Below are 21,832 nucleotides of genomic sequence, written 5' to 3'. Positions count from 1 at the left end.
ACCGAAAAAACCAACAAGGAGACGAAGACCATGAAAAAAATGATCCCGATTATCGCCGCAACAGCGGCACTGGCCGCGCCGGCTTATGCGGAAAACCTGTCCGTTGTGGGCAGCTGGTCCGGCCTGCCGCTGCACAAGGAGTACGAAACGCCGTTCTGGTCCACCACCCTGCCCGAAGCGTCGGGTGGCGCCATCACGGTCGAGCTGACGACCCACAACCAGATGAGCCTTGGACTGGGCGATATTTATCCGCTGCTGGGACAGGGCGTCTACGATGTCGCCATGACCGTGGCCGACTATGCGGTGGCCGACGCGCCCGAGCTTGAAGGGCTTGATGTGCCGCTTGTGGCGCTGACCGCCGATGAGGCGCGCGCCATGGTTGACGCGGCCCGCCCCATGGTCTCGGACATCTATCGTGATCGTTTCAACAGCCACGTGCTGGCCATTGCGCCCTATCCGCCGCAGGTGGTGTTCTGCAACCATGAGATTGCGAGCCTTGCCGATCTCGAAGGTCTCAAGGTGCGCGCATCAGGCCGTATGACCGCCAAACTGCTCGAGGCTCTGGGGGCCGAGGGCGTGAACGTGTCCTTCGCCGAAGTTCCGGGCGCATTGCAGAACGGCGTCGTCGATTGCGCGGTCACCGGTGCAGGCTCGGGCTACAGCGCGGGCTGGTGGGAAGTGTCCACGCACCTGTTGCCGATCCCGCTGGGTGGCTGGGATTCGGTGGTCACCGCGATCAACCTGGACAAATGGAACAGCCTCGATGCCGACATGCAGGCGCTGATCACCAGCGAAATCGCCAGCGGCTTCGAAGATCCCGCATGGGACAGCGCGCAGAACGCCCTGGTCAACGACATCGCCTGCCTGACGGGCAACGGCGAGTGCCCGGCGGGTGATGCACGGTCCATGACCCTTGTGGAGGTCAGTGACGCCGATTTCGCCCGTGCACGCGAGATCCTCACCAGTGAGGTTCTGCCGGAATGGGCAGAGCGCGCGGGCGGCGACTGGGCACAACGCTGGAATGCCAGCGTCGGCCAGGTTGTCGGCGTGACAATCGAGTAAGGTCTTGCGACCTTGAGCGACTGACAGGGGACGTACCGACCATGGAACGCAAGATGATTCACGGCCTTCGGGTGATCAACAGGGGGGTGGCGCTGGCCGTTGGCTTTGGCTTGCTTGCCTGCGCGGCCTTTGTGCTGCTCGATATCATCATGCGCCAAACAGGTGCGTCCCTTGGCGGGACCGAGGAAATCGCAGGTTACGCCATGGCGCTCGCGACCTCGTGGGGCATGTCCTACACGCTGCTGGAGCTGGGGCATGTCCGCATTGACCTGCTGCGGTCACGCTTTCAAAGTTTCGGGCGCGCCTTGCTGGATGTTTTTTCGATGATCGTGATGTCCGGTGTGATCATCACCATCGCGATCAAGGCCTGGCCGGTTCTGGAACGTTCCCTGACGATGGGATCGCGGGCCAATACGCCGCTCGAGACGCCGCTCGCCTGGGTTCAGCTTCCCTGGTTTGCAGGCTGGGTCTGGTTTGCGGTCATGTCATGCCTGACAACGCTCGCCGCGCTCAGCCTGCTCATCAAACGCCGCTTCGAGGACAGCGAAGCCATGGTCGGCGCCTTTGCCGAGCAGGAGACACTGCAATGATCGGGTTTGTTTCTGTCGGGCTTCTGGGGCTGCTGGCCCTGTCCATTCCGGTTGGCATCGTCCTGTTCCTGCTGGGCTTCGGGGTTGATACCTTCTTTTCGAGTTTTCCATTGACGCGCGGTCTGGGCAACATGGTCTGGTCGTCGTCCAATTCCGCGACGCTGATCGCCATTCCGTTTTTCGTTCTGCTGGGAGAAGTGCTTGTGCGCAGCGGGGTCGCCACGCGCACCTATGCCGCGCTTGATCGCTGGGTCAGCTGGCTGCCCGGTGGATTGGTCCATGCCAATGTGGCGACCGCCACGATGTTTTCCGCAACCTCGGGATCGTCCGTCGCCACGGCAGCCACGGTGGCGACCGTGGCCATGCCACAGGCCGAAAAGCTTGGCTATGATCCCAAGCTCTTTTCGGGCGCGATTGCGGCGGGCGGCACGCTGGGGATCATGATCCCGCCGTCGATCAACCTGATTGTCTATGGGTTCCTGACGCAGTCTTCGATCCCGCAACTGTTTCTCGCGGGTCTGATCCCCGGTATCGCGCTGGCTTTGGCGTTCATGGCGGTCACGGCGATCATCTGTGTCATTCGCCCGGAGCTGGGCGGGGTACGCCGGACATTCCCGTTTGCGCAGATGCTGCGGGCGCTGATCGATCTGATCCCGATCCTGATCCTGTTCGGACTGATCGTGGGGTCGATCTATCGTGGCTGGGCCACCCCGACAGAGGCCGCCGCCGTGGGCGTTGCAGGCGCGTTCCTGATCGCTTTCGCCTTTGGCGGCGTGTCATGGGACATGCTGAAGAAAAGCCTGACCGGGACCATCAAGATCACCTCGATGATCATGCTGATCGTCATGGGTGCGGCGTTCCTGAATTTCACGCTGGCATCGGCCGGATTGGGCCGTGAGCTGACGGCATTCATGGAAGGGCTGGGCCTGTCGCCCTTGGGCTTCATCCTTGTGGTGGTCGTCCTTTATATCGTGCTGGGCTTTTTCATCGAAACCCTGTCGCTCATGGTGGTGACGATCCCGATCATCGTGCCCATGGTCCTTGTGCAGGGCTATGATGTGATCTGGTTCGGTATCCTGATGATCGTGCTGATCGAAATGGCGCTGATCACTCCGCCCGTCGGTCTGAACCTTTACGTTGTGCAAGGGGCGCGCAAGTCAGGGAGCCTGAACGAGGTCATGCTGGGCGCAATCCCCTACTGCCTGACGATGCTGGCCATGGCGCTTTTGCTGATCGCGTTCCCCAACATCGCGTTGTTCCTGCCCACCACCTTGCAATAGGACTTAGGCCATGCGCATCGACCTGAATTCGGATTTGGGCGAAGGATTCGGCCCTTGGGATATGGGCGATGATGCGCAGATCCTGTCCATCGTCACCTCTGCGAATATCGCCTGTGGCGGTCATGCCGGTGATCCCGAAACCATGTTTCGCACGCTTTCGCTGGCGCATGACAAGGGCGTGTCCGTGGGTGCGCATCCGGGATACGCTGACCCGATCGGGTTCGGACGGCGGGTGATCCCCATGTCCTTGGATGAGATCACGCGCATGTGCGCGGCCCAGATCGGCGCCTTGCAGGGCGTGGCCGCATTGGTTGGCGTGCCGGTGGCCTATGTCAAACCGCATGGCGCGCTGGCGAACCTTGCCGCAAGGGATCGCACCGTGGCCGATGCCATCATGGCTGCCGTTCACAGGATCGACCCGAATATGGCGGTTCTGGCGATCTCCGGCACCCAGACCGAACAAGCGGCCCGCGCGGCAGGCTTGAGCGTATATTCCGAGATCTTTGCAGATCGCGGCTATCTGTCATCGGGCCAACTGGTGCCGCGCGACCAGCCTGGTGCCATGATCCACGATGCCGGCGAGGCGGCGGCGCGTCTGGTGTCGTTCCTTGAAACCGGGAGGATGCCCGTGGTCGACGGTGACCCGATCGAGCTTGCGGCGCAGTCGATCTGCGTGCATGGCGACAGTCCGGGTGCCTTGGCGATGGCCCTTGAAATCCGCGACCGGTTGATGGCGCAAGGCGTTCAAATCGCGTCTTTCCTGGGCAACTGAGGATCACATGGCCCCAGAGTTCAAAGCCATCGCCGATCACGCATTGCTTGTGACCTTCGCTGACGAAATCTCGGACAGCGCGCATGGCGCGGTGCTGGCGCTGGATGCAGCGCTTGGTGCAGCCCCGCCAGAGGGCATGATCGAAACCGTCCCTGCCATGGTCAACCTGCTGGTGTCCTTCGACCCCATCGTGACGGATCATGACGCCATCAAGACCCATGTTCAGGGCTGCCTGCGGGCGACGATCGAGGCCCCGTCTGCGGGAACGTCCCGCATAGTGCAGGTGTGTTACGACGCGCCGTTTTCGCCCGATCTGGAGGCCGTGAGCGCGGCAACGGGCCTTGCGCCGGAGTCGGTGATACAGGCCCATCTGGCCGGAGATTTTCGCGTGCTGATGTACGGTTTCGCACCGGGATATGCGTACTTGTCGGGCGTCGCGAAGGCCATTCAGGTCCCACGCAAACCCGCGCCTGTGCGCGATGTCCCCGCCGGCAGCGTGATCATCGCCGGGCCGCAATGCCTTGTCACGACGCTGACAATGCCCACGGGCTGGTCGATCATCGGTCGATCCCCCACAGCGATCCTGACAGGCGATGCCGATCATCCGTTCCTCTTCGATGTCGGGGACCGGGTGACATTCGAACGGATCGATGCCGCGACCTTTGCAAAGCTGAACAAGGCAGGCGCCGATGGCTGAGGCAGCGTTCACCGTCGCCTTCGCAGGCCCGCTGGTCACAGTGCAGGATGCGGGCCGACCCGGGCACATGCGGTTCGGCGTTCCTGCATCCGGGGCCATGGACCGGCTGGCGTTTGACGCAGCCAATGCCGCGCTTGGCAACGAAAGCGGGCAGACGGGGATCGAAATCTCGTTGGGCGGATTGATCCTCCAATGCACCCAAGGGCCGGTGACAGTGGCCATTGCGGGTGGCGATTTTACCGTCCAGCTCGGCAGTCAGAAGACCCGCTCCTGGACGGTGCTGACGGTTCAAAAGGGCGAGCGTTTGTCGATCACCGCAGGCAAGGCGGGAAGCTGGGCCTATCTTGCCGTCGCGGGTCGGATCATGGCGCCCGAGTGGTTGGGCCGTCAGGCGACGCATTCGACATCCGGTTTCGGCGGCGGGGCCTTGCAAACGGGACAAACGATCACCCTGTCCGACGCATCCCTGCGCGAGGATCGTCTGGGTGACATCCGGAAGCCGGACTTTCAGGCATCCGGGCCGATCCGTGTGGTCACCGGTCCGCAAGATCAGCATTTCGCGAAAGAGACCGTGGCGCGGTTTCTGTCGGACAGCTTTACCGTCTCCGACGCCTATGACCGGATGGGAATGCGCCTGAAAGGGCCGGAGTTGCCCTTGGCCGGGGCGCTTTCGATCCCGTCGGAACCCATCGTGCGCGGGTCGGTGCAGGTCTCTGGCGACGGCGTGCCGACGGTGCTGCTGGCCGACCATCAAACCACAGGCGGCTATCCCAAGATCGCCACCGTCATTTCGCCTGATATCGACCGGTTGGCACAGTATCGCGCAGGCCAAAGCCTGCGCTGTGTGGAGATCACCAGCGCGCAGGCCGTGGCAGAGGCCCGCAGCTATGCCCTTGGCAAGGCGGACTATCTGGCCGAGGTTTCGGTGGCACGCGGGACTTTGGCGCAGCGATTAATGCGTGAAAACCTCAATCATGGCTGCGTTTTCGACTGACGCGTTCCGTGATGCGCCTTGGCGCGTCAGGCGACAATCGGCAGCGTCTCGACCGTGTAGGACAAGCCGATGGTTTTGCCACGGTGCGGGTCCGACACCTCCATCCGGTAGGACCGGGCGGGGCGCACGCCTCCGATTGCGGGGAAGGTGCCGCACAGCATTGCTGTCCCGTCGGCAAACCCGGCCCCAGCGCACAGCTCTTCTAGCGGGCGAATGCCGGCCAGGGTTCCCTCCTGATACAGAACCTCTTGCCCGTTCTCTTCGATCCAGCACCGCAAGCGGATATCATCGAGATGACCGGCAATGTCGTCAAAGTCCCACAAAGTGGATGAGACAGGTTTGGCACAAGCCTGCTTGGACGCGGCAACGGAATAAGCCTCCAGATCGCGATCCGTATGGTCGGATGCGAGGCCGAAATAGGTTTTGCCGCCCGCCCGGATCAACAGGGGTTCCACCTCGCCCGAAGAGCCTTCGCCCAGAACCTCGATCCTGTCCGATTGGGTCAAGAGCGCGGTTGAGACGCGATAGTACAGCGGCACCGAGCTGGGTGGCGCAATGCCAAGCTCGGACAGCTCATCAATGTGGTGCTGCACCGCCGCCTGGTCTCTGCCCGTCCATCCGGCGACGACAGCCGAGTTTAGCGTCAGGGTGATGCTCGGGTTTTCAAAATTGAAAACGATACCCACGGTTTCAGATCCTTTCATGATGATCGATGTGATTGGCGGTGCCAGAGGCAACGGGGTGATGAGCCATCGGATCGTAAATTTGCCGGTTGAGCAAGCGGCAGAAGCAGCGGCGGTTCAACTCATTGCTCCAGAAGTCTGTAAGAGTCCGCCGCGCAGGGTCGAGACCCGGACCGGATTGGCCTGCGCAGATGCCCAAAGCAGACATCCGACTTTGGCCCAAGGCGCAGCACCGGTCAGACCGATCTTCAAGCACACCAGAAGCCCAACGCAATCCCGCCACGTCGGCGCACAAGACCGCCCTCGCCTGTCCGCGGGCGGGCGATGCGACCGGGGATCGGGGCGCTTTATGGTTGCGGTGTCATCGCTTTGCTCGGTCGGCGCGCATGCATCGCCCAATCGCCTGCCCGGGGGGCGGACAGGCGATTGCGGGCGGCCTGAAGGCCGATATTCCGCCGGGTGAGGGGATTGAGCGGGGGGATGAAAAGAGGCGCTTGATGGTTGCGGTGTCATCGCTTTACTCGGTCGGTGCGCTTGCGTCAGCCAATCGCCTGCCCGGAGGGCGGACAGGCGATGGAGGGCGGCCTGAAGGCCGCTATTCCGCCGGGTGAGGGGATTGAGCGGGGGGATGACGTTGGGCGCTTGATGGTTGCGGTGTCATCGCTTTACCCGGTCGGTGCGCTTGCGTGACCCAAGCGCATTCCCGGGGGCTGTCTGAGGGCCGCTGTGCCGTCGGGCGCGAGGGATCATGCGCTTCGGGGCGAGCCGGGAGCGGGGCGATGTCTTGAAAAGACATCGGGGCGGAAACTTGCGAAGTTTCCGGCGCTTTGGGCCAGGGGCGGCACGCAGGGGCGGCGCGGGCTCTGGACAGGCGGGCCGCACGGGTGCAACAGTTTGATCAAATCCGCGACTCAGGCCTCAGAGGGAGCCTTCCGATGAAAGACGACAATTTCCTGCGAGAGATGAACGCCCGCCACCTGTGGCATCCGATGGGTCATCCCGGGGAGGCGCATCAGAACGCGCCCAAGATCATCAAGAGCGCCCAAGGCGTCGAGATCACCGATATCGACGGGCATAGCGTCGTCGATGCGGTGGGCGGTCTGTGGTGCGTCAACCTTGGCTATTCGAACGACGCGATCAAGCAGGCGATCTCGGACCAGCTGTGGAAGCTGCCCTATTACTCGGCCTTTGCCGGCACCAGCAACCCGCCCGCGATCGAGGCGTCCTATGCGGTGCAGGAGTTCTTTGCCGAGGATGGCATGGTGCGCGCCTTCTTCACCAGCGGCGGGTCGGACAGCGTGGAGACCGCGCTGCGCCTGTCGCGGCAGTATCACCGGCTGCGCGGAGAGCCGACACGGACCAAGTTCCTGAGCCTCAAGAAAGGCTATCACGGGACGCATTTCGGCGGCGCCAGCGTGAATGGCAACAACCGGTTCCGGATCACCTATGAGCCGCTCTTGCCGGGCTGTTTCCATCTGCCCAGCCCCTATACCTATCGCAATCCGTTCGGAGCGATCGACCCCGAACTTCTGGCGCAGAAGATCGCGGCGGCGGCGGTGGACGAGATCGAGTTCCAGGATCCCAGCACCATCGCGGCCTTCATCATGGAGCCGATCCAGGGCGCGGGCGGGGTGATCGTGCCGGATGCCAGCTTCATGAAGCTGATGCGCGAGATCTGCGACAAATACGGGATCCTGATGATCTCGGACGAGGTGATTACCGGTTTCGGGCGCAGCGGCGACTGGTCGGGCGCACGGCATTGGGGCGTCAAGCCCGACATGATGACCTGTGCCAAGGGCATCACCAGCGGCTATTTCCCGGTGGGCGCCACGCTGCTCAGCGAGAAAGTGGCCGATGTGTTCGAGAATGCCGGACCCGAGGGGGCGATCTGGCATGGTTATACCTATTCGGCGCATCCGGTGGGTGCGGCGGCGGTGGTGGCGTGCCTGTCCGAAACGCTGAGGCTGGACACCAAGACCAATGCGGCAGCGCGCGGCACGCAGCTTTATGACGGGGTGTGCCGGTTGGCGGAAAAATACGACATCATCGGCGATGTGCGCGGCGGGCACGGGTTGATGACGGGGATCGAGATCGTCAGCGACCGGGACGCCAAGACGCCAATGGACGCGGCCACCATGAAGCGCATCCACCAGACGGCCTATGAGGCCGGGGCGATGGTGCGGCTGGGGGCGCATAACATCCTGATGTCGCCGCCGCTGACCATCACCGAGGATGAGGTGAACCGCATCCTGAGCGCGCTGGACGCGGGGTTCGCGGCGGCCTGACACGGCACGCCTTGCGCGACAGGGACGACGGGTCCATTGGCCCGCCATCCCGTCATCGTGCGGACCGGTTGCGGGATTGCCGGGTTGCCCGGCGCGCCCTCAGCCGAAGCGGCGCCAGGCGTCCTTCATAGCGTCGGACATCGCCTCCCACGCCTTGTCGGCGCCGGCCTTGAGATCGTTCCACGCGGCCGCGTTGGCGTTCTGGATCTTCTCCAGCTCCTTTTCCATCTCGTCGCGGCGTTTCTTCAGATCGTCGATCTGGTCGTGATATCGCAGCTTGGCGTCGGCGCTGGCCCCTTCGGCCTTGGCGCGCAACTTGTCTATTTCCGCTTTCCATTCGTCGAGCTTGGCGTCGAGTTTCTGCTGATATGCTTGTTTCTCGTCCATGGGATCGCTCCTTTATTTCGTCAATCAATGTGCAATTGACGTAAGAAGGAGAGCGCCGGGCATCAATGGGCGTGGTCAATGCAAGCGGGAAACCACGCAGAAAAGGGCCGACGCGATGCGCCGGCCATTCACTCGTTACAATCTCGCATTACACCACCATACCTCATCGCGACCCGCACATACTCGCGCGCCGCGACGTTGATCCTCGATTGGCCTTATGGCGATCGAGGGGATCAAGACGCCAGCCAGCCCAGAGAGGTCACAGGGTAGGAAACCAACCGGACCAAAGGTCCGGAGACTCGTTAAGATCCTCTCCGTTAGGACCAACATGCGATATAACGGCTACTGCAGACGGTATCATAGCCCGTCTGTGCATTCTTCCTTTTAGGCGGCGTATGACGGGAAAATCTCCTGAAGAGAGCGGCCGAAACGAGTCAGTCCTTCCACCATGAGGCGAGATCACGGCGATCTGAACTGGTCCGTTCACATTGATCAGGACAATTGATCCGGGTCAGGCGGCACACCCCAGCCGCCACCCCCCGGAGTGGCCATGCAGAAGGCGGCCCCGGCGGGCAGATCGATCTCGTCATTGCCCTGCATCTCGCGGGTGGTGCCGTCAGGCCATTCGACCCAGTTGCGCCCCGTCGCCCCCGGCGCGCCACCGTCGCCGCCGAAGGGCGGCACCTTCCGGTGAGAGCACAGCGTCGTGACCGTGACCGGCGCCAGAAAGCGCAGACGCCGCAGCACCCCGTCGCCGCCGCGCCATTGCCCTGCCCCACCCGAGCCTGTGCGGATGCCGAACTCTTCAAGGCGGACGGGAAAGCGTTTTTCGAGGATTTCAGGATCGGTCATGCGGGTGTTGGTCATGTGGCTTTGCACCGCATCGCACCCGTCAAAGCCCGGCCCCGCCCCGGTGCCGCCGGCAATCGTCTCGTAATTCTGGAACATGTCATTGCCCCAGATGAAATTGTTCATCGTCGCCTGAGACGCGGCCATCACGCCAAGCGCCCCATAAAGCGCATTGCAGGTGGCCTGACTGACCTCGGTGTTGCCGGCAATCACGGCGGCGGGATAGGCGGGGTTCAGCATGGACCCTTCGGGCACCACGATCTCCAAAGGCTTGAGGCAGCCTTCGTTGAGCGGAATATCGGCCCCCACGAGCGTGCGGAACACATAGAGCACGACCGCCCGCGCGATGGATTTGGGCGCGTTGTAATTGCCCGAATGCTGCGGGCTGGTGCCGGTGAAATCGATCCGCGCGGCGCGGGCGGCGTGATCGACGGTGATCGCCACCTCGATCCTTGCGCCGTGATCCATCGGATAGCTGAAGCTGCAATCGCGCAGGCGGTCGATCACCCGGCGCACGCTTTCTTCGGCATTGTCCTGCACATGGCCCATATAGGCCTGCACCACGTCCAGACCGTAGGTCTCGACCACCTTGAGCAAGGCCTGCCGCCCGGTTTCATTGGCGGCGATCTGGGCTTTGAGATCGGCCATGTTCTGCGCGATGTTGCGGCAGGGCCAGCGCCCCGAGGACAAAATCGCCTCGGCCTCGAGTTCGCGAAGGCGGCCCTGATCGACCAGCTTGAAATTGTCGATCAGAACGCCTTCTTCCTCGATCCGGGTGCTGTCGGGCGGAGCACTGCCGGGGGTGCGCCCGCCGATATCGGCATGGTGCCCGCGCGAGCCAAGCCAGAAGGCGGGCGACCCATCGACGAAAACTGGTGTCACCACGGTGACATCCGGCAGATGCGTGCCGCCATGATAGGGCGAATTGAGCATGAAGGCATCGCCGGGCCGCAGATCGGGATTGCGGCGCATCACCGTCTTGATGCTGTCGGACATGGAACCCAGATGCACCGGCACATGCGGCGCATTGGCCACCAGATCGCCCGCCGCATCGAAGATCGCACAGGAAAAATCCAGCCGCTCGCGGATATTCACCGACCACGAGGTATTGGCCAGGGTGGCGCCCATCTGATCGGCGACCGACATGAAGAGATTGTTGAACACTTCGAGCAGCACGGGATCGGCCCGGGTGCCCGCGGCCTGCGCGCGGGACATGGCCCCGCTGCGTTCCAGCAGAAGATTGCCCATATGGTCGATGCGCGCCGACCAGCCGGGTTCGACCATGTTGGTGCCGGTGGGTTCGGTGATGATCGCAGGGCCGGTGATGGTGGCGGAAGGATCGAGCGCGTCGCGGTGATACAGCGGCACATCGCGGCGCGCACCGTCAAGATGCACCGGCACATGGGCCTCGGGCCGGCCTTCGCCCGACGGGCGATCGGCGATCGGCGCATGGCCGGTGCGACCGATGGCCTCGACGCTGAGCATGTCGAAGAAAATGGCGCGTTCGGGGCTGTGAAAGCCGAAGCGGCGGCGATGCGCCGCCTCGAAGGCGGCCTGCATGGTGGAGCGATCGGCAAAAGGCACCTCGAGCGCCTGATGCGAGCCGTCATAGCGCAGATATGCGCGGATTTCGGTGTCGATATCGGTGACGCCCTGCGCCTCGACCTCGCCACGGGCGCGACGCGCCAGGGTGGCGGCAAGATCACGGGCGCGGTCGATCTGGCTCAGGGGGGCATCCATCTGGGTCTCGCGCATGGCGCGGATCTCGGCCATGCCCATGCCATAGGCCGACAGCACCCCGGCATGGGGGTGGATCAGCACCTTGCGCATGCCCAGCGCATCGGCCACGAGACAGGCATGCTGCCCGCCCGCACCGCCGAAACATTGCAGCGTATAGCCGGTGACGTCATGGCCGCGCTGCACGCTTATCTTCTTGATGGCGTTGGCCATGTTGTCGACGGCGATGCGCAGGAAGCCTTCGGCCATGTCCTCGGGGCTGCGCGGCGCCTCGCCCGTCTCTGACGTGACGGTTTCGGCCAGCTCGGCAAAGCGCCGGCGCACCGCATCCAGATCGAGCGGCGCGTCACCATCCGGGCCGAACACGGCGGGAAAATGCGCCGGTGTCAGCTTGCCCAGCATGACGTTGCAATCGGTCACCGTCAAAGGCCCGCCGCGCCGGTAACAGGCCGGTCCGGGATCGGCGCCGGCACTTTCGGGACCAACCTGAAAGCGGCCATCCTCGAATGTGCAGATGCTGCCGCCACCCGCCGCGACAGTGTGAATATCCATCATCGGCGCGCGCATCCGCACGCCCGCCACCTCGGTGTCGAAGCTGCGCTCGTAATCGCCGGCATAATGGCTGACATCGGTGCTGGTGCCGCCCATGTCGAAGCCGATCAGCCGCTCATGCCCCGCCGCCTGCCCCGTGCGCACCATGCCCACGATGCCCCCTGCCGGACCGCTGAGAATCGCATCCTTGCCCTGAAAGAGCCGCGCATCGGTCAGCCCTCCCGAGGATTGCATGAACAAGAGCGCCTCGCAGGCCCGACCCAGATCGAGGGCGTCCTCGACCTGATCGACATAGCGGCGCAGGATCGGCGAGAGATAGGCATCGACCACCGCCGTATCGCCCCGCCCCACCAGCTTGGCCAGCCGGTTGACCTGATGGCTGGCGGTGATCTGGGTGAAGCCGATCTCGGCGGCCAGATCGGCTGCGCGGCGTTCATGCTCGGGGTTGAGATAGGCGTGCAGCCCGGCGATGGCCACGGCGCGGATGCCCTTGTCATATGCGGCGTGCAGCGCGATGCGCAGCTCATCAAGATCAAGCGGCCGCACCACCGCGCCGTCGGCATCCAGCCTCTCGTCCATCTCGACCACCTCTTCATACAGAAGATCGGGCCGGGTGATCTGCAGGTCGAACAGCCGCGGCCGCGCCTGATAGCCGATCTTCAGAAGGTCGCGGAACCCCCTCGTGATGAGCAGCAGGACCCGTTCCCCCTTGCGCTCGAGCAAGGCGTTGGTGGCCACGGTGGTGCCCATCTTCACCGCGCGGATGGCGCCCTTGGGAAACGGCCCCTTGACGCCCATGATCTCGCGCATCCCCTGTACGGCGGCATCGCGGTAGCGATCGGGATTCTCCGACAGGAGCTTGTGCGTTCGGACGCGACCCTGTGGATCAAGCGCCACGATATCGGTGAACGTGCCGCCCCGATCGATCCAGAATTCCCAGGCGTCTTTCATGACCGTTCCCTTAAGTCATTGACATAACATGGTTTGGCGCAAGCCCTGTAAATGTCAATGACGCGGGAGCATTGAAATTTCGTGCGATCTGGGCGCATATGGAACCGCCAGCCAGAGAGGACGCGCGATGGATATACGCAGCATCACCGAAGACTTCGCGGTCAGCCCGCAGATCGCGCCCGAAGACATCCCCGAGATCAAGGCCGCCGGCTTTCGTTCGATCCTGTGCAACCGCCCGGATCACGAGGATTACGGCCAGCCCCTGCAGGACGAGGTGGCCGAGGCGGCACGGGCCGCCGGGCTCGAGATGCGCTGGGTGCCGATCGTATCGGGCATGGTCACACCCGACGCCGCCGAGGCCTTCCGCGCGGCTCTCGACGAGATGCCGGGACCGATCCTGGCCTATTGCCGCTCGGGCACACGCTGCACGATGCTCTGGAGCCTGACGAAATTCGACGAGTTGGGCGGCGCGCGGATCGTGGAAGCCACCCGTGCTGCGGGCTATGACATGGCGGGTCTCGTCCGGCAGCTCGAACGGCGCTGAGCACTTGCGATGACCGCCTGGATCGCCATCTGCCGCGACAGCGCCGGGGTCACCGCACATGCGATGGAGGGCGCGCGCCACCTGCGCCATGCCAAGGGCATCGACGAGGCCGCGGCCCTCGCGCATCTGGCGTTCGACGCGGGCCGCATCCTCCATATCGGCGACGGCCCGCCCGACAGCCTGCCCGCCGCCATCCTGCCGCAGGGCGGCCATGGCCTGCCGGGCTTCGTGCAGGATAGTCCTGCGGATGTCATCGGTGCGCAGGTGCGGCTTTGGATCGCCGGGTTCCTGCGCCTGCATCGCGACTGGGACGGGGTGATCTGCGCCATCGACGGCGATATCAGCCATTGGCTGCATCTGAGCGCGGGTGAGGCCATCAGCGCGCAAAGCTTCCTGACACAGCAGCTTGTCTCGGCGCTTGGCGGCACTGTGCCGCCCGCGCGCGACGCTCTCGAAGACAGCCTCAGCCGGCCCGAACGGCTGGCCGCCCATTTGCGTGCCGCTCAGGTCTCGAACCGCCGCGATGCCCTGACCGGGCATCTTCTTGGCGCGGAATTGGCTGCCGCACGGCCCTATTGGCTGGGTCAGCAGGTGGCGGTGCTGACGTCACCGGATGATCCCACCGGCCACGCCGCCGCATTGGACGCGGAAAGCGTCCCCGCGACGATCCATGCCCCCTCCGAGCTTGTCGCGCACGGGCTGGCGGCGCTGGCCGGGGCATTTGGCCTTGATGCCTGACGTTTCTTCTGGCCCAAAATATCCCGGGGAGCGCGAGGGGCTGGCCCCTCGCTCCGCCACTTGCCAAAGGCGCGCGGAATGCCGACCTGCCGCGCGCGGCCTCAGCCGTCCGCCGGGGCGCCCGAACGGTGGCGATGCGGCCCGAAGAGCGCCGCCAGCCCGAGGATGACACCCGACAGCGTGGCGATCATGCCCGCCGCGCTGATGGCGTGCTGCCCGCCGAGCCAAAGCGGGCCGTAGCCTGCCAGCACATAGCCCAGCACCGCCGACATGGCCGCGAAAAGCACGCTCCAGCCGATCTGCGCTTCCAGCCGGTCGGTCATCAGCCGGGCGGCGGCGGGCGGACAGATGAACATCGCGATCACGATGATCGATCCCACCGCATCGAATGCCGCCACCGCCGCGATGGCCGCGACGATCACCAGCCCGAGGCTCAAGGCCCGGACCGGAAGGCCAAGCGTGCGGGCGAAACCCTCGTCGAAGGTCGACAGTTTCAGCGGTCGCCACAGTATGGCGGTGAACAGAATGACGAAGCCCAGCGTCAGCACGATCCGTGGCAATTCCGGCGGCAGGGCGCGCAGCGCCTCGGGATCGGTGAGCGAGGACCAGCCGGTCGCATCCAGCCAGATCAGGCTTTCCAGATTGCCGTAAAGCGCGTGCTGCACATCGAGATGCACCTGGGACGTATCGCTTTGCTCGAGAAGCAGCACGCCACCGGCGAACATCGCGGTGAACACGACACCCATCGCCGCACCCGGCTCGATCCGGCCAAGGCGGCGGATCGCCTCGATCAGCAGCACCGCGACAAGGGCCGCGGCACCCGCGCCCAGCATCATCGGCCAGGCCGCCACCGTGCCGGTCACCAGAAAGGCCAGCACGATCCCCGGAAGGACCACATGGCTGATCGCATCGCCGATCAGGGCCTGCCCACGCAGCAGCAGGAAATTGCCCGGCAGGGCGCAGGCAATGGCCGCACAGATGCCGATCAGCATCGGCGTCAGCGAGAGCGAGACGAATTCCGCACCCATCAGCGCGCCGCCTCGGGGCCAAGGCCACGATCCAGTTCGGTGATCTGGTCCGCGGTGAGGACTCGTTCCAACGGGGTCAGCCCGTCATAGCGGGCGGCGGCGGCCTCGTGCCGGGGATCGCCGCGCAGCATCTGCCAGCGGCGCTCGTCGAGTGCGGCGCGGGTGGCCTTTGCGCGCCCCGCCTCGGTCGCGACACCATCGGCGCGGACATAGCCCGCGCGCCGCATCAGGCGCAGTGTCAGGGGTTCATAGATCGGCTGGCCCTGCGCCAGCGCCAGAAGCCCCTGGCGCAGATGCACCCGCGTCTGGAAGCGGCGATGGCGCAGCAAAGCGGCCAGAACGCCCCGGCCGGGGGCGGCCAGCAGCGAGAGCGCAAAAAGCCCGAAGGCCACGATCACGATGATCGGACCCGTGGGCAGGGCAGGCGCCGTGGCCGAGATCGCCGCACCGACATAGCCCGACAGACCGCCGAACGCACCGGCCAGCAGCACCACGTGGTCCACCCTCTCGGACCAGAAGCGCGCGGCCACCGGCGGGATGATGAGCAGCGCCACGATCAGGATGAGCCCGACCATCTTGAGACCCACCACGGTGATCGCCATGGCAAGCCCCATCATCGCAAGATCGATCCGTTTGACATTCATGCCCTGTGCCGCTGCGAACTCGGCGTCGAAGGCCACAAGGGCCATGGGCCGGCGCAGCACCAGCACCGCGGCCAGCACCAGCGCACCGCCGAGGGCGATGATCAGCGCGTCAGAGCGTAGCATCCCCGCGGTCGAGCCCAGCAGGAAGGAATCCAGCCCCGCCTGCCGCCCGCCGCTCATCGTCTGGATCACGGTGAGCAGCACCACGCCCGCCCCGAAGAACACCGACAGCACCGCCCCGATGGCCGCGTCCGCGCTGAGACGGGTGCGCCGGGTGAGCCAGCTCACGCATAACAGCCCGAGGCCCGCCGACAGGGCCGAGCCTGCGAGAAGCCCCGGCAGATTGCGCCCGTCCCCGCCAAGGGCCACCATGAGGATGAAGGCAAGCCCCACGCCGGGCAGGGTCGCATGGCTGACCGCATCGCTCACGAGGGCGCGCTTGCCGAGAAACAGAAACGTGCCGGTGGCGCCGGCGGCAATGCCGAGCAGGCCCGCGCCGATGGCCACGAGGCTGGCATTGTAGCCCAGTTGCAGGGTCAGAGCGTCGATCAGCATTCCGTGCGTCGGGGTGAGCGGCGGAGAAGCGAGGGGCCAGCCCCTCGCGCTCCCCGGGATATTTGCGGCCAGAAGAAACGGCAAATGCCGTGGTTTGGGATGGTTGCGCCGGTCATGCGACGGTTCCGACTGGTGTCTGCGCCAGCCGCCCGCCATAGGCGCGGTGCAGGTTGGCGGCGGTGAAGGCCTCGGCCACGGGGCCGGCAGCGATGGCGGTGGTGTTGATGAGGAACACGTGATCGAAATAGTCGGTCACTGTGGCCAGGTCGTGATGCACGGCGATCACCGTGCAGCCGGAGGCACGCAGTTCCTTGAGAACCGCGATGATGGCTTTCTCGGTGGCCGCGTCGACACCGGCGAGCGGTTCGTCGAGAAGGTAGAGATCGGCGCCCTGGGCCAGGGCGCGGGCGAGGAAGACCCGCTGTTGCTGACCACCCGAAAGCTGGCCGATCTGGCGGTCGGCAAACCCTTCCATGCCGACACGCGAGAGGCACGACATGGCCTTTTCCAGATGCCGCGTACGGACCCGGCCGAGAAGCCCCAGATCACGGTAGAGACCCATCAGCACCACATCGAGCACACGGGTGGGAAAATCCCAGTCGACGCTGGCGCGTTGCGGCACATAGGCGATGCGGTGGCGCTGGCTGTTCAGGGGGCGGCCCCAAGAGGTCACCTGACCCGAAAGCGGCGTCACGATCCCGAGGGCGGATTTCAGGAGCGTGGATTTGCCCGCGCCGTTGGGGCCGATGATCGCCGTCATCGAGCCGGGCCGGAACGTGGCATCGACCGAGAAGACCGCCGGTTTTTCGCCATAGGAGACGGTCAGCCCGCGAATCGCCAGGGGGCTGTCCTGTGGCGCGGTGGCGGCGCCCGGCGCCTGACCGTCGAGGCGGGCGAGTTCAAGCTGCATTGCCTAGAGCCCCGCGCTCAGTCTGCCGTCCATGCCACGGGCGGGGGCCGTGCCGCCGAGCGCGGAGGCGATGGTGGTGGCGTTGTGGTCGATCATGCCCATATAGGTGCCTTCATAGGTGTCGGGCGGTCCCATCGCGTCCGAGAACAGCTCGCCGCCGATGGCGACCTCGTGACCGCGCGCGGCGGCCCCTTCGATCAGGGCGCGCATGTTGCGGTCGGAGACAGAGGTTTCGACGAAGACCGCACGGATATCGCGGGTGACCAGCAGATCGACAAGCGTGCCGATGCGGTTCAGGCCGGCCTCGGATTCGGTCGAGATGCCCTGAATGCCGATCACCTCGAACCCATAGGCGCGGCCGAAATAGCCGAACGCGTCATGGGCGCTCAACAGCACGCGGGAGGGTTCGGGCACCGTCATCAGCACCTCGCGCGCATAGCTGCCGAGGCGGGTGATCTGATCCAGATGGTCCTGAGCGTTCGCGTCGAAGGCGGCGGCATGATCGGGGGCCGCGGCACTCAGCGCGTCGCGCACACCCGTCACCACATGCGCCCAAAGCTCGGGCACCATCCAGACATGCGGGTCGAACTTGCCCTGATAGTCCTCATGCGCGATCAGCAGCTCCTGAGGCACGGTTTCGCCCACCGCGGTGACCTTGCCGCGAGAAGACAGATCGACCAGCAGCTCTTCGAGCTGTGCTTCGAGATAGAGACCATGCCAGAGCACCGCATCGGCGCGGGTGAGCGCCACGATGTCGCTGCGGGTCTGGCGATAGGCATGGGGGTCGACGCCCGGCCCCATCAGGGCCTGCACGGTCACCAGATCGCCGCCCACGTTGCGGGCGGCATCGGCGATCATGCCGGTGGTGGCGACAACGGAAAGCGGTGCGGTCCGGGCGTGTCCCGGCAGTGCTGCAAAAGCCAGAGCCGTGGCGGAAGCCCCGATCATCCGGCGGCGTGTCATGGTCGTCATGGCGGTCATGCTCCTAGCGATCATGGAGGGGAATATGAGGTGGGGGTGTGGGTCTGTCAATGCACTTGAGAATTATTCTCATTTGCAGAACCGCGATCAGGCCCGCTTGCCAAGCCCGTGGCGCCGTGTAACGCTGGCGGCGTCGCCATGTTTTTCCCGGATCAGCCATGAAGACCCTCGGACAGGATCACGCCAGTCTCGCGCCCAAACCCATCGGGCCGCGAAACGAGGGCTGCGCGCTGGACCTGGGCTGGGTGCGGTCGGTGCGGATCAACAATGCTGCGGTCGCGCGCCGAGCCGCCACCCTGCCGACAAGGCGCAGCGTCAAGGGCGCGCATCAGGCCGCGTGGCTGTGCAAGGCGGTGGCCTGCATGGACCTGACCACGCTGTCGGGGGATGACACCGCCGCAAGGGTGCGCAGGCTATGTGCCAAGGCCCGCCAGCCGGTGCGCGCCGATCTGCTGCAGGCCATCGGCATGGAGCGGCTGCAGGTGGGCGCGGTCTGTGTCTATCACGAGATGATCGGCCCGGCGCTGGAGGCGCTGGAAGGCTCGGGCATCCCGGTCGCGGCGGTCTCGACCGGGTTTCCGGCGGGGCTGTCGCCGTTGCACCTGCGACTGGCCGAAATCGAGCAGAGCGTCGCCGCAGGGGCGCAGGAGATCGACATCGTCATTTCGCGCCGGCATGTGCTGGAGGGCGATTGGGGCGCGCTGCATGACGAGCTGCGCCGGTTCCGCGAGGCCTGTGGGCCGGCGCATATGAAAGGGATCCTTGCCACCGGAGAGCTTGGCGATTTGGGTCAGGTCGCGCGCGCCTCGCTGGTGGCGATGATGGCGGGGGCCGATTTCATCAAGACGTCCACCGGCAAGGAGCCGGTCAATGCCACCCTGCCCGTGGGGCTGGTGATGTTGCGCTGCATCCGGGACTATCACGAGCGCACCGGTCAATGGGTGGGCATGAAACCGGCGGGCGGCATTTCCAAGGCCAAGGATGCGCTCAACTGGCTGGTGATGGTCAAGGAGGAGCTTGGCGACCGGTGGCTCGAGCCGGATCTGTTCCGCTTTGGCGCCTCGTCCCTGTTGGGGGATATCGAGCGCCAGCTCGAGCATCATGTGACAGGCGCCTATTCGGCAGGCTGGCGGCATGGGCTGGCCTAGAGGAAAGCGCCGCGCAAGGCCGGGAGAACGACACGCATGACAGTCAGAGAGCTATACCAGACGATGCCGTATGCAAACGCCCCCGAGAGTGCTGCCGAGGCGCTGGCCTGGCTGGTGGACAAGGGCGACCGCTTTGGTTTGTTCATCGACGGCAGCTTTACCGAACCGGGCAACGGGCTTGAGTCCATGAACCCCGCGACAGGCGAGGTTCTGGCCACGCTGACCGTGGCCACCGCACAGGATGTGGATGCGGCGGTGGCGGCCGCGCGGCACGCCTTGCCGGGTTGGGCCGCGCTTGGTGGGCATGGGCGGGCGCGGCATCTTTATGCACTGGCGCGGCTCTTGCAGAAACACGCCCGGCTTTTCGCGGTGCTCGAGACGCTGGACAATGGCAAGCCGATCCGCGAGGCGCGCGACGTCGATATCCCGCTGGCGCAGCGGCATTTCTATCACCATGCGGGGCTGGCGCAGCTGATGGCATCGGACATGCCGGACCGCGCGCCAATCGGGGTCTGCGGGCAGATCATCCCTTGGAATTTCCCTTTGCTCATGCTGGCCTGGAAGGTGGCGCCGGCGCTTGCGGCAGGCAACACGGTGGTGCTGAAACCCGCCGAATGGACCTCGCTGACAGCGCTTCTCTTCGCCGATATCTGCCAGCAGGCGGGGCTTCCGCCCGGTGTCGTCAATATCGTGACCGGCGGCGCGGAGGTGGGCGAGATGATGACCGCGCATCCCGGCATCGACAAGATCGCCTTTACCGGATCGACCGCCACGGGCCGCCGCATCCGCGAAGTGACGGCGGGCAGTGGCAAGGCCCTCACGCTCGAGCTGGGGGGCAAGTCCGCCTATCTGGTGTTCGACGATGCCGATCTCGATTCGACGGTCGAAGGGCTGGTGGATGCGATCTGGTTCAATCAGGGCGAAGTCTGCTGTGCCGGCTCGCGCCTTCTGGTGCAGGAGAGCATCGCAGATCGGCTGCATGATAAAATACGCAAGCGTATGGAAAAGCTGCGCGTCGGCGATCCAATGGACAAGAACACCGATATCGGCGCCATGGTGCACCCTGTTCAACGCGACCGGGTGGCCGGCATGATCGCCGGGTCACGCGGCGAGGCGTTCAGCGCCGGCGCGGTGCCGGAGGGGTGTTATCACGCGCCCACTCTGATCACGGGCCTCGCCCCGTCGGACCCCTTGATGCAGGAAGAGATCTTTGGGCCGGTTCTGGTCTCGGCCACGTTCCGCACGGTGGATGAGGCTGTGCAGATGGCCAACAACACCCGTTACGGGCTGGCGGCGTCGGTCTGGTCGGAAGGCATCGGGCGGGCGCTCGAGGTGGCGCGGCGGCTCGAAGCGGGGGTGGTCTGGGTGAATGGCGCCAATATGTTCGACGCCGCCGCACCCTTTGGCGGCATGCGGGAAAGCGGCTTTGGCCGGGATGGCGGATGGGAGGGACTTCGGGACTATACGCAACCGAATGTTTCTGGGGCGCCCTTGCGCCCGGTCGAGCCATTCGAAGACACAGGAGACGCGCCGACAGCGGCGGAGCCGCTGATCGACCGCACCGGAAAGCTTTATATCGGGGGCAAGCAGGTGCGGCCCGATGGCGGCTATAGCCGGGCGGTGCATGATCGCACGGGCAGGCTTCTGGGTCATGCGCCGGTCGCCGGGCGCAAGGACATCCGCAACGCGGTCGAGGCGGCGCGGGGCGCTTCGGGATGGTCCCGCAGCAGCGGGCACAGCCGGGCACAAATCCTGTACTTCATGGCCGAGAACCTTTCGGCCCGGACCTTTTATTTTGCCAACCTGATCAATGACTTGGCCGGTGAAGACCAAGGCATGGCCGAGGTGGAGACCGCGATTTCGCGGCTGTTCACATGGGCCGCGCGCGCGGACAAGTCCGCAGGACGCGCTCTGGATGTGCCACAGCCGAGCATGACGCTCGCGCTACGCGAACCGGTGGGCGTGATCGGCGCGATCTGCCCGGATGAGGCGCCGCTTCTGGGGCTGGTGTCTGTGTTGGGGCCGATCCTTGCGATGGGCAACCGCGCGGTGCTTGTCGCGTCCGAGGCGTTTCCGCTGGCGGCGCTGGATGTGGTCCAGCTTCTTGAAACCTCGGACATACCGCCCGGTGTGGTGAACGTCTTGACCGGCTGTCATGCCGATCTGGCGCCGACATTGGCGCTGCATGCCGATCTGGATGCGCTGTGGTGCTTTTCCTCGACCGATCTGTCGGGGCGGATCGAAACCGACAGCGCCGCCAGCCTCAAGCGGACATGGGTGAACAACGCCAAGGCGCGCGACTGGCTCGGCCCACAGGGCGAGGCGCCCGACTTTCTGGAGCAGGCGACGCGGATCAAGACGGTCTGGCTGCCTTACGGCGCCTGACACCTGTGCGAAACGCAAAGCGCCCGGCCGGATATGATCCCGACCGGGCGCCCCCCAGGG

The 21,832-nt window shown here is 65.1% G+C and carries 18 protein-coding genes; 11 read left to right on the top strand and 7 right to left on the bottom strand.

Translation table 11 applies throughout. The annotated features are described in order from the left end of the window. Positions 1-30 precede the first annotated feature (30 nt). Genes F3H35_RS15580 through F3H35_RS15555 form a run of 6 tightly spaced genes read left to right on the top strand, consistent with a single transcriptional unit; the run spans position 31 to position 5,395 of the window. Entirely contained in the window at positions 31-1,062 is a 1,032-nt protein-coding gene (locus F3H35_RS15580) for a TRAP transporter substrate-binding protein (RefSeq protein WP_149780467.1), read from the top strand. Between the two features lie 41 nt (positions 1,063-1,103). Continuing rightward, on the top strand, positions 1,104-1,652 hold the full coding sequence (locus F3H35_RS15575) for a TRAP transporter small permease subunit (protein ID WP_149780466.1): 549 nt from the start codon (positions 1,104-1,106) through the stop codon (positions 1,650-1,652). Then, positions 1,649-2,932 (top strand): TRAP transporter large permease, encoded by a 1,284-nt coding sequence (locus F3H35_RS15570; RefSeq protein ID WP_149780465.1) that lies wholly within the window; start codon positions 1,649-1,651, stop codon positions 2,930-2,932. The genes F3H35_RS15575 and F3H35_RS15570 overlap by 4 nt, the downstream gene beginning before the upstream one ends. Positions 2,933-2,942: 10 nt before the next feature. Beyond that, a complete protein-coding gene (locus F3H35_RS15565) occupies positions 2,943-3,704 on the top strand; it encodes a LamB/YcsF family protein (protein WP_149780464.1) in 762 nt (253 codons plus the stop codon). A 7-nt stretch (positions 3,705-3,711) separates the two neighbouring features. Continuing rightward, positions 3,712-4,401 carry a 5-oxoprolinase subunit B family protein gene (locus F3H35_RS15560; RefSeq protein WP_149780463.1) on the top strand — a complete coding sequence of 230 codons (690 nt, stop codon included), beginning with the start codon at positions 3,712-3,714 and terminating at the stop codon, positions 4,399-4,401. Continuing rightward, positions 4,394-5,395 carry a 5-oxoprolinase subunit C family protein gene (locus tag F3H35_RS15555; RefSeq protein WP_149780462.1) on the top strand — a complete coding sequence of 334 codons (1,002 nt, stop codon included), beginning with the start codon at positions 4,394-4,396 and terminating at the stop codon, positions 5,393-5,395. The genes F3H35_RS15560 and F3H35_RS15555 overlap by 8 nt, the downstream gene beginning before the upstream one ends. Positions 5,396-5,421: 26 nt before the next feature. Here F3H35_RS15555 and F3H35_RS15550 read toward each other — a convergent pair whose 3' ends face one another. After that, positions 5,422-6,099, bottom strand: a complete 678-nt coding sequence (locus F3H35_RS15550) for a DUF2848 domain-containing protein (RefSeq protein ID WP_149780461.1) — start codon at positions 6,097-6,099, stop codon at positions 5,422-5,424. Between the two features lie 914 nt (positions 6,100-7,013). Between F3H35_RS15550 and F3H35_RS15545 the strand changes: the two genes are divergently transcribed. After that, positions 7,014-8,363, top strand: coding sequence for an aminotransferase class III-fold pyridoxal phosphate-dependent enzyme (locus tag F3H35_RS15545; RefSeq protein ID WP_149780460.1), 1,350 nt, complete (start codon positions 7,014-7,016; stop codon positions 8,361-8,363). A 99-nt stretch (positions 8,364-8,462) separates the two neighbouring features. Here the strand turns inward: F3H35_RS15545 and F3H35_RS15540 are convergent, their stop codons facing one another. Both F3H35_RS15540 and F3H35_RS15535 read right to left on the bottom strand, forming a co-directional pair. Continuing rightward, positions 8,463-8,750, bottom strand: coding sequence for a sll1863 family stress response protein (locus F3H35_RS15540; RefSeq protein ID WP_149780459.1), 288 nt, complete (start codon positions 8,748-8,750; stop codon positions 8,463-8,465). A 492-nt stretch (positions 8,751-9,242) separates the two neighbouring features. Further along, positions 9,243-12,839: a hydantoinase B/oxoprolinase family protein gene (locus F3H35_RS15535; protein ID WP_149780458.1), complete on the bottom strand. Its 3,597-nt coding sequence runs from the start codon at positions 12,837-12,839 to the stop codon at positions 9,243-9,245. Positions 12,840-12,966: 127 nt separating this feature from the next. Here F3H35_RS15535 and F3H35_RS15530 point away from each other — a divergent pair, with 127 nt between their 5' ends. Both F3H35_RS15530 and F3H35_RS15525 read left to right on the top strand, forming a co-directional pair. Continuing rightward, on the top strand, positions 12,967-13,383 hold the full coding sequence (locus tag F3H35_RS15530) for a TIGR01244 family sulfur transferase (RefSeq protein ID WP_149780457.1): 417 nt from the start codon (positions 12,967-12,969) through the stop codon (positions 13,381-13,383). Between the two features lie 9 nt (positions 13,384-13,392). Continuing rightward, a complete protein-coding gene (locus tag F3H35_RS15525) occupies positions 13,393-14,121 on the top strand; it encodes a 2-dehydro-3-deoxygalactonokinase (RefSeq protein WP_149780456.1) in 729 nt (242 codons plus the stop codon). A 101-nt stretch (positions 14,122-14,222) separates the two neighbouring features. On the opposite strand, the gene F3H35_RS15520 is transcribed toward F3H35_RS15525, so the two are convergent. The 4 genes from F3H35_RS15520 to F3H35_RS15505 all read right to left on the bottom strand — a co-directional run bounded on the left by F3H35_RS15520 (position 14,223) and on the right by F3H35_RS15505 (position 18,239). Beyond that, on the bottom strand, positions 14,223-15,152 hold the full coding sequence (locus F3H35_RS15520) for a metal ABC transporter permease (RefSeq protein WP_149780455.1): 930 nt from the start codon (positions 15,150-15,152) through the stop codon (positions 14,223-14,225). After that, positions 15,149-16,348, bottom strand: a complete 1,200-nt coding sequence (locus tag F3H35_RS15515) for a metal ABC transporter permease (protein WP_149780454.1) — start codon at positions 16,346-16,348, stop codon at positions 15,149-15,151. The genes F3H35_RS15520 and F3H35_RS15515 overlap by 4 nt, the downstream gene beginning before the upstream one ends. A gap of 112 nt (positions 16,349-16,460) precedes the next feature. Next, positions 16,461-17,258, bottom strand: coding sequence for a metal ABC transporter ATP-binding protein (locus tag F3H35_RS15510; RefSeq protein ID WP_149780453.1), 798 nt, complete (start codon positions 17,256-17,258; stop codon positions 16,461-16,463). 3 nt (positions 17,259-17,261) lie between these two features. Continuing rightward, positions 17,262-18,239: a metal ABC transporter solute-binding protein, Zn/Mn family gene (locus tag F3H35_RS15505; protein WP_149780562.1), complete on the bottom strand. Its 978-nt coding sequence runs from the start codon at positions 18,237-18,239 to the stop codon at positions 17,262-17,264. Between the two features lie 158 nt (positions 18,240-18,397). Between F3H35_RS15505 and deoC the strand changes: the two genes are divergently transcribed. After that, positions 18,398-19,387, top strand: coding sequence for a deoxyribose-phosphate aldolase (gene deoC / locus F3H35_RS15500; protein WP_149780452.1), 990 nt, complete (start codon positions 18,398-18,400; stop codon positions 19,385-19,387). Positions 19,388-19,423: 36 nt separating this feature from the next. Then, on the top strand, positions 19,424-21,772 hold the full coding sequence (locus F3H35_RS15495) for an aldehyde dehydrogenase family protein (RefSeq protein ID WP_149780451.1): 2,349 nt from the start codon (positions 19,424-19,426) through the stop codon (positions 21,770-21,772). Positions 21,773-21,832 lie beyond the last annotated feature (60 nt).

This window comes from Roseovarius litoreus, from assembly GCF_900142765.1.
Lineage (GTDB): Bacteria > Pseudomonadota > Alphaproteobacteria > Rhodobacterales > Rhodobacteraceae > Roseovarius > Roseovarius litoreus.
This window is presented reverse-complemented; position numbering and strand designations above follow the sequence as displayed.

Excerpts from the sequence above, each read along its gene's own strand:
- F3H35_RS15580 (WP_149780467.1), top strand. The coding sequence starts at position 31 with ATGAAAAAAATGATCCCGATTATCGCCGCAACAGCGGCACTGGCCGCG.
- F3H35_RS15575 (WP_149780466.1), top strand. The coding sequence starts at position 1,104 with ATGGAACGCAAGATGATTCACGGCCTTCGGGTGATCAACAGGGGGGTG.
- F3H35_RS15570 (WP_149780465.1), top strand. The coding sequence starts at position 1,649 with ATGATCGGGTTTGTTTCTGTCGGGCTTCTGGGGCTGCTGGCCCTGTCC.
- F3H35_RS15565 (WP_149780464.1), top strand. The coding sequence starts at position 2,943 with ATGCGCATCGACCTGAATTCGGATTTGGGCGAAGGATTCGGCCCTTGG.
- F3H35_RS15560 (WP_149780463.1), top strand. The coding sequence starts at position 3,712 with ATGGCCCCAGAGTTCAAAGCCATCGCCGATCACGCATTGCTTGTGACC.
- F3H35_RS15555 (WP_149780462.1), top strand. The coding sequence starts at position 4,394 with ATGGCTGAGGCAGCGTTCACCGTCGCCTTCGCAGGCCCGCTGGTCACA.
- F3H35_RS15550 (WP_149780461.1), bottom strand. The coding sequence starts at position 6,099 with ATGAAAGGATCTGAAACCGTGGGTATCGTTTTCAATTTTGAAAACCCG.
- F3H35_RS15545 (WP_149780460.1), top strand. The coding sequence starts at position 7,014 with ATGAAAGACGACAATTTCCTGCGAGAGATGAACGCCCGCCACCTGTGG.
- F3H35_RS15540 (WP_149780459.1), bottom strand. The coding sequence starts at position 8,750 with ATGGACGAGAAACAAGCATATCAGCAGAAACTCGACGCCAAGCTCGAC.
- F3H35_RS15535 (WP_149780458.1), bottom strand. The coding sequence starts at position 12,839 with ATGAAAGACGCCTGGGAATTCTGGATCGATCGGGGCGGCACGTTCACC.
- F3H35_RS15530 (WP_149780457.1), top strand. The coding sequence starts at position 12,967 with ATGGATATACGCAGCATCACCGAAGACTTCGCGGTCAGCCCGCAGATC.
- F3H35_RS15525 (WP_149780456.1), top strand. The coding sequence starts at position 13,393 with ATGACCGCCTGGATCGCCATCTGCCGCGACAGCGCCGGGGTCACCGCA.
- F3H35_RS15515 (WP_149780454.1), bottom strand. The coding sequence starts at position 16,348 with ATGCTGATCGACGCTCTGACCCTGCAACTGGGCTACAATGCCAGCCTC.
- F3H35_RS15510 (WP_149780453.1), bottom strand. The coding sequence starts at position 17,258 with ATGCAGCTTGAACTCGCCCGCCTCGACGGTCAGGCGCCGGGCGCCGCC.
- F3H35_RS15505 (WP_149780562.1), bottom strand. The coding sequence starts at position 18,239 with ATGACCGCCATGACGACCATGACACGCCGCCGGATGATCGGGGCTTCC.
- deoC (WP_149780452.1), top strand. The coding sequence starts at position 18,398 with ATGAAGACCCTCGGACAGGATCACGCCAGTCTCGCGCCCAAACCCATC.
- F3H35_RS15495 (WP_149780451.1), top strand. The coding sequence starts at position 19,424 with ATGACAGTCAGAGAGCTATACCAGACGATGCCGTATGCAAACGCCCCC.